The sequence below is a fragment of the Streptomyces sp. NPDC059524 genome, from assembly GCF_042749255.1.
Taxonomy (GTDB): Bacteria; Actinomycetota; Actinomycetes; order Streptomycetales; family Streptomycetaceae; genus Streptomyces; species Streptomyces xanthii.
In genome coordinates, this window is sequence record NZ_JBHYTK010000197.1 from 1 (window position 1) to 12559 (window position 12559).

Consider the following 12559-nt stretch of genomic DNA (forward strand, 5'->3'; position numbering starts at 1 on the left):
GTCGAACCGTCCGGCGGGCCCTCCGGGGCCGGCCGTCGCTACGTGAGCGGGGTCGAGGGCAGCGCGGGCGCCGCGGGCAGCGAGGACGTCGGCAGGGTCGACGTCGACGGGAGCGTGGACGTCGACGGGAGCGTGGACGTCGAGGGCAGCGTGGACGTCGACGGCAGGCTCGACGTCGGCAGCTGCGGCAGCGCGGGCAGGCCCGGCAGGTTCGGCGCGGGCAGACCGCCGCTCAGCAGCGTGGCCGCGACCACGTTGACGAGGTTGGTGAGGACGACCGGGGCCTGGGTGGCGACGGTCGCGGCGTCACCCGCGGCGGCCGCCTTCAGCAGGGCGTCCACGGCGGACTGGAGCGCGGTGAGGGCGTCGCCCTTCACGTCGAGCGGGGCCTGGGCGGCGCGCGGGGCGCCGGCGGCCGGGGCGTTCGGCACCGCGGGGGCCGCGGCCTTCGCCGCGTCGATCGCGGACTTCACCGCGTCGGTGTGCTTGGTGACGTCCTCGGCGGACAGCTTGCCGCCGTCGGCCTTGAGGACGGCGTCGAGGAGGTCGGTGACCGGCGTCAGGACGCCGCCGACGTCGTGCAGGGTCTTGGTCTGGGCGAGCAGGGCGTCGGCGCCCGGGACCGGGGCGGACGACACGTCCGTGCGGCTGGTCGGCTCATGGGCGGAGCCCGCGGCGATGGCGGGGGCCGCCGCGCCTATCAGGAGAGTGGCGCAGAGGAGGGAGCCGGCGAGCGGCCGTACGGGAAAAGCGGACATGATGGAACCTTCCGAGGGTTTTCGGTGATGCAGACTTCACCGTGGAATCCCGCGCGACGCGCCGCAAGCGCCCCGCCGCCAAACGGGTAACGCGGCCTCGGAAGTGACTCCCGAACGGAAACAGCCGCCCCCTCCCGGCGAGGGAAGGGGGCGGCTGCGGAAGAGTCGTGCTGCGGCGTCAGTTGTTGACGCAGGTGTTGCCGAAGGTCGGGTTCAGCAGACCGATGACGTCGACGGTGTTGCCGCAGACGTTGACCGGCACGTGGACCGGGACCTGCACGAGGTTGCCGGAGAGCACGCCGGGGGAACCGACGGCGGCACCGTGCGCCCCGGCGTCGGCGGAGGCGACACCGGCGCTGCCGGCCATCGCGGCGGCGGCCACTGCGGAGAAGACGACTGCCTTCGCGGTACGCGACATGAAACTGCTCCTTGATCGTTCTGCTCGGTCAGGGCTGGCGCCTGACGCGTGGTGCAACGGGCGGGCGCGCCAAGAGTTGCGGCTCCGAACGGGTGAATGACCGTGCGTCGCTTGAACACCCGCACGTGAACGCGACGCTCACGGAGCGGGAATTTCACAACTCCAACACACCTCGTGTATCAAGTGAAAGTCGCTTTCCTGACGTTACTGTTGGCGACCCCTAAAGGGTGGAATGCGGCACCGGGTCGACGGACAAGTATGAATTTCTGATTTCTCGCCCGGTGTCGCGGTGTCGGTCTTTCAGTCATTCCTGATCGTCCGCGGACAAGGAAGAGGCGATGCATGTGACGCCCGCATCCCTGCCGCCGCGTGTCCTCCACGTGACGCAGCCGGTCGACGGCGGCGTGGCCCGCGTGGTCGCCGATCTCGTACGTCTGCAGCGGGCCGCGGGGATGCGGGTGGCGGTCGCCTGCCCGCCCGCCGGCGCCCTGCCCGCGCTGCTCGACGCCGCGGGGTGCGAGGTCCTGGACTGGGCGGCCCAGCGCTCCCCGGCCCGGGGCGTGCGCGACGAGGTGCGCCGCCTCGGCGAGTTGGTCACCCGTACGGCACCCGACCTGATCCACGCGCACAGCGCCAAGGCGGGCCTGGTCACCCGGCTCGCCGTGCGCGGCCGCGTCCCCACCGTCTTCCAGCCGCACGCCTGGTCCTTCGAGGCCGTCGGCGGTCCCGCGGCGCGGCTCGCCCTGAACTGGGAGCGGTTCGGGGCCCGTTGGACCACCCGGCTGATCTGCGTCAGCCGCGCCGAACGCGACCACGGGCGCCGGCGCGGGGTGCGCGGGCCCGTCAGCCTGGTGCCCAACGGGGTCGACCTCGGCCTCTTCCACCCCGGCACCGGAACCGAGCCCCCGCCCGAGGGCCTCCCCGAGGGCGACGGGCCGCTCGTCGTCTGCGTCGGACGGCTGTGCCGGCAGAAGGGCCAGGACGTCCTCGTCAAGGCCTGGCACGAGGTGGGCCGGCAGGTGCCCGGGGCCCGCCTCGTCCTCGTCGGCGACGGGCCCGACGCCGCCCGGCTGCGCGCCGCCGCCCCGCCCGGCGTCACCTTCGCCGGCGCCGTCGCCGACCCGGCCGCCTGGTACCGGGCCGCGGACCTCGTCGTCCTGCCCTCCCGCTGGGAAGGCATGGCGCTCGCCCCGCTCGAGGCCATGGCCTGCGCAAGCCCCGTGCTGCTCACCGACGTCGACGGGGCCCGCGAGAGCCTGCCGCCGGGCCGGGCCGCCGGCTGCCTGGTCCCGCCCGGGCGGCCCGAGGCGCTGGCCCGCGCCCTGGCCCGGCTGCTCGCCGACCCCGGGAAGCTCGCCGCCCTCGGCGCGAGCGCCCACCGCCACGTCCGCGAGCACCACGACGTCCGGCACACCGCGGAGGCTGTCGCCGGCGTCTACCGCGACCTCCTGGAGCCGGTCCGGAGCTCCCCGTCCGCGCCCCGACGTCCGGCCCGCCCGCTCGACGCACGGGAGGCCGGGACAGGCGGCTCCGCCACATGACCCGTTCTCCCGCACACCGATCGCACGCACCGACCGCCGCCGCGCCCGCGCTCCGCGCGGACGACGGGGAACTCCGGACAGGCCCCGGGCGGGAGGCCACCGAGCAGAGAGAGCCGATCGCGACGTGACCCCGGAACGCACCGCCGCCCCCTCGGCCGGCCCGCTGGGAGGCTTCTCCGGCACCGTCGTCGCCCCGCGCGCCGCCGGCGGCGCCGCCGCGCTCGCCCGCGACGGCGGCCGCCCCCGCGACCGGCCCTCCCGCGCGGTCCTCGTCGCCTCCGACGAGATCGCGGCCCTGCTCGCCACCCTCGCCCTCACCGAGGCGCAGCGCGGGCCGCTGGTCCTCGCCGCGTTCGTCGTCCTCGTCCTCGTGCTGCACGCCACCGCCGGCCTGTACCGGTACAGACCCGAGCCGTACATGCTCGACGACCTGCCCGCCGTCGCCGGGCGCGGCATCCTCGCCTGGTGCGTCCTCGCCGCCGCGCTCGCCACCCTGCCGGGCCGGACCCCGCTCGGGCCCACCGCCCTCGCCACCGGCTGCGCCGTCCAGGTCGGCCTCGCCCTCGCCGGGCGGGCCCTCGTGCACCGGCGCCGCCGCCTCGCTCTCGTCCGCCGCCCCGTCAGCACCCTCCTCGTGGGGCCCGAGGCGCAGGCCCGCCGCGTCGCCGCCGCGCTCCAGCGCCACCCCCGCAGCGGCGTACGGCCCGTCGGCGTCGTCGGCGACCCGGCCGACGGCGCCGAGTGCGAGGACGGCGACCTGCCCGAGCTGCCCGTGCTCACCACCCCCGGCGACGTGCGCCGCGCCGTCATCCAGAACGGCGTGCGGCGCGCCCTCGTCCTCGGCGGCTCCGGCGCCCCCGAGCACCGCGCCCGCCTGCACTGCCTGTCGGAACTGCGCTGCGAGATCTGGGAACTGGACCCCGACCCCACCCCGTACGTGCCGCTGCGCGCCCGGGGCGAGGACGGCCTCGCCGGGTTCCGCTGCCGGCCCCTCGCCGGGCCCTTCCTGCCCGTGCACCCCGGCAAGCGCGCCCTCGACGTGAGCGTCTCCGCGGTGCTGCTCGTGCTGCTCTCGCCCCTGCTGCTGAGCTGTGCGCTGTGGCTGCGCCTGTGCGAGGGGCCCGGCGTCGTGTTCCGGCAGGAGCGGATCGGCAAGGACGGGCGGCCCTTCACCCTGCTGAAGTTCCGCACGATCCGGCCCGCCGACGCGCTGGAGTCCGCGACCCGCTGGAGCGTCGCCGACGACCGGCGCATGTCCCGCTTCTGCCGCTTCCTGCGCCGCACCTCGATCGACGAGCTGCTCCAGCTGTGGAACGTCTTCCGCGGCGACATGAGCCTCGTCGGCCCGCGGCCCGAACGCCCCTACTTCGTCATGAAGTTCGGCGAGACCCACCCCGGCTACGGCGACCGCCACCGCGTCCCGACCGGCATCACCGGACTCGCCCAGATCAACGGCCTGCGCGGCGACACCTCCATCGAGGACCGCTGCCGCTTCGACAACGCCTACATCGACCAGTGGTCGCTGTGGCGGGACGTCACCATCCTGCTGCGCACGGCCGCCGAGTTCGTCCGCCCCACAGGGAGCTGACCCGGTGACAGTCCTGCCCGCCGCCCTCGCCGCACCCCGGCCCGACCCGGCCCGGGCCCTCCTCGCGGCGGTGCGCCGGGCCGGTCCCGTCCTGCCGGTGCTGCTCCTGATCGCGATGCTGGGCCTGCCCCTCGACACGGGCGGCGCCCAGGAAAGCGGGGGCGGCACGCCCGCCGACGCCGTCTCCGGGCTCCTCGTCCTCTTCTGCGCCGTACGGGCCGTGCGCACCCGGCAGCGCCCCCTCACCCGCACCGCGCTCCTCGTGCTCGCCCTGCCCGTCGTCGGCGTCGCGATCGCCGCCCTCGGCGCGGGCTCGGCGGACAACGCGCTGGTGGGGACCGCCCGGTACTACCAGATCCTCGTCCTCGTCCCCGCCGCCGTGCTGCTCGCGGTCCGCGACCGCGACGACTTCCGGCGCGTGGCGTGGGGGCTCGTCGCCCTCGCCCTGTGGCAGGGCGGCATCGGCGTGCACCAGTACCTCACCGGGACCGGCGCCTCGTACGCGGGCGAGGACGTGCGGGCCGTCGGCACCTTCGGCGCCACCGACGTGATGGGCATGTCGACCGTCGTCGCCTACGGCCTCCTCTGCTCCGTCGCCCTCGCCCTCGGCGGCCGCGCCCTGCGCGAACGGCTCGGCGCGCTCGGCTGCGCGGCCGTGCTCGTCGTGCCGCTCGCCCTGTCCTTCAGCCGCGGCGCCTGGATCGCCACCGCCGTCGTCGTCACCGCGCAGATCGCGGTCACCGGACTGCGCCGCGCCGCCCGCCTGTTCACCGCCGCCGTCGCCCTCGGCGTCGTGCTCGTCGGCGGCCTCGGCGTCGGCACGGACATGCTCCAGGAGCGGCTCAGCAGCATCACCCAGGTCACCGCCGCGCCCGACCAGTCCGTCACCGACCGGTACACGATGTGGGCCGCCGCGATCGACATGTGGCAGGAGCACCCCGCCACTGGCGTCGGGCTCAAGAACTTCCCCGCGTACCGCGACAGCCACGCCTCCCTCGCCCTGTCCTCCGGCAGTGACGTCGCGGGCGCCGGCCAGTCCTACCGCCGCCAGCCGCTGCTCTCCCCCCACAACATGTACCTGCTCGTCCTCAGCGAGCAGGGCCTGCTCGGCCTGTGCGCGATCACCGGCGGCTGGGCCGCGCTGCTCGTCCTCGGACTGCGCCGGCTGCCCGCCGCCCGCCGCGGCGGTCTCGACTGTGCCCTCGCCGCCTGCGGGCTCCTCGTCTGGCAGCTCATCGACTTCGCGTACGCGGACATCGGCGGCCCCTCCACGGTGCTGACCGCCGTCGTGTTCGGCCTGGCCGCCTGGTGGGCGCTCGCCGACCGCGGGACGGCGGCCCGCGCATGAAGCCCGTGGAGCCGATGACCCCGGCCGGCGACGACACCCTCGCGAAGGTCCCGGCCCAGCCCGGCCGCGACGCCCCCGACGGCCACCGCGCCTCGAACTCGTTCCTGGCCCGTGCCGCCCTCCTGACCGCCGTGCTCTCCGCCGCCGGGTCGATCCTCGGGCTCGGCCGCGACCAGGCCCTCGCCCACCTCTTCGGCGCCGGCAGCGAGACCGACGCGTTCCTCGTCGCCTGGACCGTCCCCGAGGTCGCCTCGACCCTCCTCATCGAGGACGGCCTCGCCTTCATGCTGGTGCCCGCCTTCAGCGCCGCGATCGCCGCCCGCGCCCGCACCGCGCCGGGCGCCCCCGACCCCGTACGCGCCCTCGTGGCGGGCTCGCTGCCCCGGCTCGCGCTCGCCTTCGTCGCCGCGTCCGTGCTGCTCGTCGCGGCCGCCCCGCAGATCGTGGCGCTGCTCGCGCCCGGCCTGCCCGACCCCCGGCTCGCCGTCGACTGCACCCGGCTCACCGCGACCTGCGCCCTCACCTTCGGACTCACCGGGTACTGCAGCGCCGCGCTGCGCGCCCACAGCAGCTATCTCGCTCCCGCCGCGATCTACGTCGCGTACAACACCGGCATCATCGTCACCCTGTTCGTCCTCGCCGACCGCTGGGGCGTCCGGGCCGCCGCGGCCGGTGTCGCGGTCGGCGGCTGCCTCATGGTCCTCGTCCAGGCCCCCGCCCTGCGCCGCCGCCTCGCCGTCGCGACCGGCACGGGCGACACGGGCGAACGGGCCCCCAAGGAGTCCGGGGCCCGGCCCATGGACCTCGCGCTGGTCGCCACCGTGCTCCTGTTCGCGCTGTGCCGCCAGGCGCAGGTCTTCATCGAACGCTTCCTCGCCTCCGAACTGCCCTCCGGCGCCATCTCGCACCTCAACTACGCCCAGAAGATCGCCCAGTTGCCGATGGTGCTGTCGCTGATGCTGTGCACCGTCACCTTCCCCGTCGTCGCGAAGGCCCTCGCGCGCGGCGACACCGAGCGGGCCCGCGACCGTGTCGAGCGGGACATCGCGCTCGCCGCCTGCATCGTGCTGCTCGGCACCGCCGTCGTCTTCGCGTGCGCCCCGCAGATCGTCGAAGTCCTCTTCCAGCGCGGTGCGTTCACCGCCGAGGACACCGCCACGACCGCGGCCGTCATGCGTGTCTACTCGCTCGGCCTGCTCGGCCACTGCCTGGTCGGCGCCCTCGTCCGCTCCTACTTCTCCGCGGGCCGCGCCACCTGGTACCCCGTCGCCGCGATGGCCGCCGGCATGGTCCTCACCGCCGGCGTCGGCACCTGGGCCGTCGGCGCCTGGGGCGTCGGCGGCATCGCCGCGGCCAACGCCCTCGGCATCACCTTCACCGCCGCCCTGCTGCTCACCGCGATGGACCGCCGCAGCATCCCCGTACGCCTGCCCCTCGTGCTGCGCGAGCTCGGCAAGACGGTGCTCGCCGCCGTCGCCGCCACCGGGGCAGGGCTGCTGAGCGCGGACCGTTTCACCGCCCCCGTCGCCTCCCTCGCCGCCGGCGCCCTCGCGAGCTGCGCCGTCTTCTGCCTCCTCCTGTGGGCCCTGCACGTGAGGGCCTTCGCGCCCGCCGTCCGCACCGCGACCAGAAAGCTCCGCCATGCCCGCTGACACCGTGCTCCGGCAACCGGCGCGGTCCCGGCCGCGCGACCTGCTGCCGGGACGCTCGCCCTGGGTGGTGATGTACCACTCGGTGGACGACTGCGCCGACGACCCCTACAACGTGACCGTCACCCCCGCCCGCCTCAAGCAGCAACTGCGCTGGCTGCGCTCCCGCGGCCTGCGCGGCGTCACCGTCGGCCAGCTCCTCGACGCCCGCCGCCGCGGCACCGGACGCGGACTCGTCGGCCTCACCTTCGACGACGGCTACGGCGACTTCGCCGAGAACGCCCTGCCCCTGCTGCGCCACTACGACTGCGCCGCCACCGTCTTCGTCCTGCCCGGCCGGCTCGGCGGCGACAACGCCTGGGACGCCGACGGCCCCCGCAAGCCCCTGCTCACCGCGCAGGGCATCCGGGCCGTCGCCGCCGCCGGCATGGAGATCGGCTCGCACGGTCTCACCCACGTGGACCTCACCCGCCTCGACCCCGAGCGGCGCCGCGCCGAGATCGAGGAGAGCCGCGCCCTCCTCGAAGAGCTCACCGGGCGCCGCGTGCACGGCTTCTGCTACCCGTACGGCAGCGTCGACCGGGCCACCGCCGACGCCGTCCGCACCGCCGGCTACCGCTACGCCTGCGCCATCTCGCCCGGCCCGCTCACCGGCCAGTTCGCCCTGCCCCGCGTCTTCGTCGGCGAACGCGACACACCCTGGCGGCTCGAACTCAAGCGCTGCGTCCACCCCATCCGCCGCCGCCCCTGGCCCACCGGCGAAGCCCTGCACGGGGAGGCCGGCCGATGAGGGCCCTGCACGTCATCACCGGACTCGGCGCGGGCGGCGCCGAACAGCAACTGCGCCTCCTGCTGCGCCATCTGCCCGGCACCCACGACGTCGTCACGCTCACCAACCCCGGCCAGGTCGCCGACGGCCTGCGCCAGGACGGCGTCCGCGTCGCCGACCTCCGTATGGCCGGCAACCGCGACCTCGGCGCCCTGCCCCGCCTCACCCGCCTCGTGCGCACCGGCCGCTACGACATCGTCCACACCCACCTCTACCGGGCCTGCCTCTACGGCCGCATCGCCGCCCGGCTCGCCGGGGTCCCCGGCATCGTCGCCACCGAACACTCCCTCGGCGACACCCAGATCGAGGGGCGCCCCCTCACCCAGGGGGTGCGCGCCCTGTACCTGGCGGGGGAGCGGCTCGGCCGCGCCACCATCGCCGTGTCCCCGGCCGTCGCGGGCCGGCTGCACCGCTGGGGCGTCGCCCCGCACCGCGTGCACGTCGTCCCCAACGGCGTCGACGTGGACCGCTTCGCCTTCGACGCCGGGGCCCGCGCCACGACCCGCGCCCGCTACGGCCTCCCGCCGGACGCCTTCGTGATCGGCGGCGTCGGCCGCCTCGTCCCCGGCAAACGCTTCGGCGTGCTCATCGAAGCACTTGCGCAACTACCGGACGACGTACGCCTGTTGCTCGTCGGAACCGGGCCGGAGGAGACCGCCCTCGAAGCGGCGGCGCGGGCCGCCGGGGTCCGCGACCGCGTCGTGTTCACCGGCGAACGCCCGCACACCGCGCGCACCGCCGTGGCCGGCCCCGACCTGCCCGCCCTGTTCTCCGCCATGGACCTGCTCGCCTCCCCGTCCACCGACGAGGCGTTCGGCCTGGCCGTCGTCGAGGCCCAGGCCTCGGGCCTTCCCGTCGTCCACGTCCACTGCCCGGCCCTCGACGACCTGCCCGGCGCCCGGCGGCCGGGCGACACCGTCCGTGTCCCGTGCGAGGCGGCCTCGTTCGCCCGGGAGACCGAGACGGCCCGCACCCGCCCGCCGGCCCCCCGCACCCCCGCCCGGGCCGCCCTCCACTACAGCATCGCCCGCAGCGCCGCCCGCCACCTCGGGGTCTACGAGGCCGCTCTGGGCGCCGCCCCCACCCCAGGAGTGAACACCCGATGACCGACACCGCGCGCACCCCGTTCCACCGCGCCGCCCGCCGCACCCGCTCCGTGCCGCGCTGGTGGCCGCTGCCCGCCGGGATCCTCCTCGGCGCCCTCGCCGGCGGCGGCTACGGCCTCGCCGCCACCCCCCAGTACACGGCGACCGGCTACGTCATCGCCGTGCCGACCGAGAAGGCCGACCCGATGTCCGCCGTCGGCTTCGCCCAGGCCTACGGAAAGGTCGCCACCCAGGTCGCCGTGCTCAGCGACGCCCAGGTCGCCGCCGGGGTGCCGGTCGCGACCCTGCGCTCCAGCGTGCGCGCCGAGACCTCGCCCGACGCCCCCATGGTGTCCATCTCGGCGACCTCCGCCGACCCCGCCAAGGCGATGGAGATGGCCAACGCGGTCGCCCGCGCCCTCACCACCGAGGCCTCCCACACCAAGGACGACACCCACGTCGAACTCCTGCGCTTCACCCGCGCCGTGAAGCCCACCGAACCCTCCACCCCCTCCGCCGCCCTGACCACCCTCGTCGGCACCTGCGCCGGCGGCCTCCTCGGCGGCCTCGCCCTGCTGCTGCGCCCGCGCCGCGAGCAGGAACAGCCCGCGGCCGCCACGGTCCCGTCCCCGGCACCCGCGGCCGGCGCGGCGGCGGTGCGGGGCGGCGCCTGATGGCGGACGTCACCCTGTGCACGAGCGGCGAGGCGTTCGGCGCCCTGCGCGAGGAATGGACCCGCCTGCACCGCGCCTCCCCGGCCGCCACCCCCTTCCAGACCCACGCCTGGCTCCACTCCTGGTGGCTCTCCTACGGCCGCCGGGGCGCCCTGCGCGTCGTCCTCGTCCGCCGCGAAGGGCGCCTCGTCGCCGCCGCGCCGCTGCTGCGCAGGCTGCGCCCGGCCCCCGTCCTGACCACCCTCGGCGCCGCCCTCTCCGACTACGGCGACGTGCTCGCCGACGCGAGCTGCCCCGAGGCCCTCGACGACCTCGCCGCCGCCCTGTGGAAACTCGCCGCGACCAGCGCGGTCGACCTGCGCGAGGTGCGCCCCGGCGCCGCCGCCGAGACCCTCTACGAGCGCTGGCCCGGCCCCCGCCGCCGCCTCGACGACTCGCCCTGCCTCGACCTGCCCGCACTGCCGATGGACGACCTGGTCGGCCGGCTGCCCCGGCCCCGCGCCCAGCGCGCCCGCGCCAAGCTCCGCAAGCTCGACGCGGCCGGTGTCGAACGCCGGGTCGTCGCCCCGCACGAGGTCGCCGGATCGGTCCGCCGCCTCCTCGACCTGCACCGCCTCCAGTGGCAGCAGCGCAAGGTGACCACCGAGCACCTGCGGCCCCGCTTCGCCGACCACCTCGTCCGCTCGGTGACGCTCATGGCGCAGAGCGGGGACGCGCACGTCACCGAGTTCACCCTCGACGGCGAGGTCGTCGCCGCCGACCTGACCCTGCGCTCCCCGCGCCTGGCCGGCGGCTACCTCTACGGCGCCCACCCCGGCCTGCGCGAACGCAAGATCGACGTCGCCACGATGCTGCTGCGCTCCTGCACCGAGCACCTCCAGGACGGCGCCCCGCCCGGCGTCCTGAGCCTGCTGCGCGGCACCGAGCCGTACAAACTGCACTGGCGGCCCGAACCCTCCGTCAACCAGCGCCTGCTGCTCGCCCGCCGCACCAGCGCCCCGCAGCTCGCCGTCCTGCTCGCCGAGGACCGCGCCCGCTCCACAGCCGGCGCGGCCCGCCGCGCCTGGCGGCAGCGGCGGGCCGGTGACCGGGAACAGCGCGCGGACTAGCTCCGGTCCGGGAGCCGCTCCCACCAGTCGAGCCGCAGGCACAGCGTCCCGCCGATCCAGTACTCGACCCAGTCGCCGAGGTCCAGTGGCGTGCAGTTCGGCGGCCGCGTCGCCGGCAGCGTCGGCGTGACCGGGGGCTGCGGCGTCGTCGGCGCGGTGGGGTTGCCCACCGTGTCGCGGCCGTTCAGCGTGGCCCGGTACACCTCGGAGGCCCGCGGATTGTCCGAGCACTGCCACACCCCGTGCGGGCAGTAGTCGGTCAGCGTGTTGTACAGCGGCTTGTGCTCGTCCATCCAGGCCAGCATCCGCCGCATGTACTCCGCGTTGTCCCCGTTGCGGAACAGCCCCCACTCCGGGTACGAGACGGGCTTGCCGTGCTCCTTCGCGAAGTCGACCTGCGCCTGCAGCCCGTACGGCTCGGAGACCTGCTCGTCGAAGGCCATGCCGCGCGGCTGGTCGTAGGAGTCCATCCCGATGATGTCGACGGTGTCGTCACCCGGGTAGCACTGCGTCCACGGCACCGCGTCCCGGCCCCGGCTCGGCGTGAAGTCGAAGCGGAACTTCTGCCCCGGCACCGAGCGCATCACGCCGACGATCCGCTTCCAGTACGCCTTCCACGCCTCGGGGTCGGGCCCGCAGCGGTGGGTGTACGTGATGCCGTTCATCTCCCAGCCGAGCACGAGCACGGTGTCCGGGATCTTCAGCTCGACCAGCCGCTCGGCGAGCGCCTTGAAGTGCGCGTCGAAGTCGCCCGCCGCGCCCCGCCGCAGCAGCGACCGCACCTGAGCGTCCGGCACCCGGTCCTCGTTGCGGTCCAGCATCGGCACGTTGAGCACGAAGATCCGGTCGTCGCTCCGCTGCCGCCACTTCGCCCAGTCGTCGAGGAAGGTGGGCGTGCCCTCGATGTTGCTCCACCGGTCACCGGGCAGATACGTGTGCCCGACCCGCAGCTCGGCCCCGCCGAGCCACTGCGACAGCCGCTCCATGCGGGTCACCCCGTCCGGCCCGTAGTCCAGGTACGCGCCGAACGCGGGGTACTTCCCGGCCGGGGCGGAGGGCGACTCGGACGGCGCGTCGGTCGGGGCGGGTGAGTCGGACGGGGTCGCCGTGGCGGAAGGGGACGGCTCGTCCCGGGGCGCTCCGGTCGCACCCGGCGCGGCCACCGCACCGGCCGCGAACACCAGGGAGGCCAGTGCCCCCGCCGCGATCAGCGGCAGTCTTCCGCGGTATGCCCCTCGGCGTGGTCGGGCCATGGCTGCTCCTCGTGGTGCACTCACTGCATTCCTGACACTTAGTCATGAGTGCCCCCGGGGCGCCATCCGGGATCCGCGCGATACGGCCGGACGGGGCGGGAGTACGCCGTACGGGTCCGTCCTGGCAGGTCGGAGCCGTACACCGCGCATCCGTACGCCGTCGACCTCCTTGGGGTGACGGCTCGCGCGAACGAGTGAACCGGCTGCGCCGCGCGGTGGTGCCGGTGGTCCACTGGGACCGGCTCCATGGGACCGGCCGCAGCCGCCCGCCACAATCCGACTGCCCCCCCCCCCTGTGTCGTGAGCG

Annotated in this window: 11 protein-coding genes; 8 read left to right on the top strand and 3 right to left on the bottom strand. The window is 75.5% G+C overall.

Annotated features, from left to right (window positions below):
• Window positions 1-38: 38 nt before the first annotated feature.
• Window positions 39-758, bottom strand: coding sequence for a hypothetical protein (locus tag ACFW9D_RS34630; RefSeq protein WP_384628754.1), 720 nt, complete (start codon window positions 756-758; stop codon window positions 39-41).
• Between the two features lie 178 nt (window positions 759-936).
• Window positions 937-1176, bottom strand: coding sequence for a chaplin (locus ACFW9D_RS34635; RefSeq protein ID WP_188337585.1), 240 nt, complete (start codon window positions 1174-1176; stop codon window positions 937-939).
• 338 nt (window positions 1177-1514) lie between these two features.
• On the opposite strand from ACFW9D_RS34635, the gene ACFW9D_RS34640 reads away from it, so the two are divergent.
• The 8 genes from ACFW9D_RS34640 to ACFW9D_RS34675 all read left to right on the top strand — a co-directional run bounded on the left by ACFW9D_RS34640 (window position 1515) and on the right by ACFW9D_RS34675 (window position 10999).
• Window positions 1515-2717, top strand: a complete 1203-nt coding sequence (locus ACFW9D_RS34640; protein WP_384628757.1) for a glycosyltransferase family 4 protein — start codon at window positions 1515-1517, stop codon at window positions 2715-2717.
• Between the two features lie 124 nt (window positions 2718-2841).
• Window positions 2842-4305 (top strand): exopolysaccharide biosynthesis polyprenyl glycosylphosphotransferase, encoded by a 1464-nt coding sequence (locus tag ACFW9D_RS34645; RefSeq protein WP_384628759.1) that lies wholly within the window; start codon window positions 2842-2844, stop codon window positions 4303-4305.
• A gap of 4 nt (window positions 4306-4309) precedes the next feature.
• Entirely contained in the window at window positions 4310-5653 is a 1344-nt protein-coding gene (locus ACFW9D_RS34650; RefSeq protein WP_384628761.1) for an O-antigen ligase family protein, read from the top strand.
• Window positions 5650-7305 carry a murein biosynthesis integral membrane protein MurJ gene (murJ, locus tag ACFW9D_RS34655; RefSeq protein ID WP_384628763.1) on the top strand — a complete coding sequence of 552 codons (1656 nt, stop codon included), beginning with the start codon at window positions 5650-5652 and terminating at the stop codon, window positions 7303-7305. Before ACFW9D_RS34650 ends, murJ begins: the two co-directional genes overlap by 4 nt.
• Window positions 7295-8092: a polysaccharide deacetylase family protein gene (locus ACFW9D_RS34660; protein WP_384628765.1), complete on the top strand. Its 798-nt coding sequence runs from the start codon at window positions 7295-7297 to the stop codon at window positions 8090-8092. The genes murJ and ACFW9D_RS34660 overlap by 11 nt, the downstream gene beginning before the upstream one ends.
• The gene (locus ACFW9D_RS34665) at window positions 8089-9237 is read left to right on the top strand and encodes a glycosyltransferase (RefSeq protein WP_384628767.1); all 1149 of its coding nucleotides are present in this window, start codon (window positions 8089-8091) and stop codon (window positions 9235-9237) included. The genes ACFW9D_RS34660 and ACFW9D_RS34665 overlap by 4 nt, the downstream gene beginning before the upstream one ends.
• Window positions 9234-9890, top strand: a complete 657-nt coding sequence (locus tag ACFW9D_RS34670) for a lipopolysaccharide biosynthesis protein (protein ID WP_384628769.1) — start codon at window positions 9234-9236, stop codon at window positions 9888-9890. Before ACFW9D_RS34665 ends, ACFW9D_RS34670 begins: the two co-directional genes overlap by 4 nt.
• Complete coding sequence (locus tag ACFW9D_RS34675; protein ID WP_188337578.1) at window positions 9890-10999, top strand: GNAT family N-acetyltransferase; 1110 nt, start codon at window positions 9890-9892, stop codon at window positions 10997-10999. The genes ACFW9D_RS34670 and ACFW9D_RS34675 overlap by 1 nt, the downstream gene beginning before the upstream one ends.
• Here the strand turns inward: ACFW9D_RS34675 and ACFW9D_RS34680 are convergent.
• Window positions 10996-12252, bottom strand: a complete 1257-nt coding sequence (locus ACFW9D_RS34680; protein ID WP_384628771.1) for a glycoside hydrolase family 26 protein — start codon at window positions 12250-12252, stop codon at window positions 10996-10998. The two genes, ACFW9D_RS34675 and ACFW9D_RS34680, sit on opposite strands and share 4 nt — an antisense overlap.
• Window positions 12253-12559: the final 307 nt, after the last annotated feature.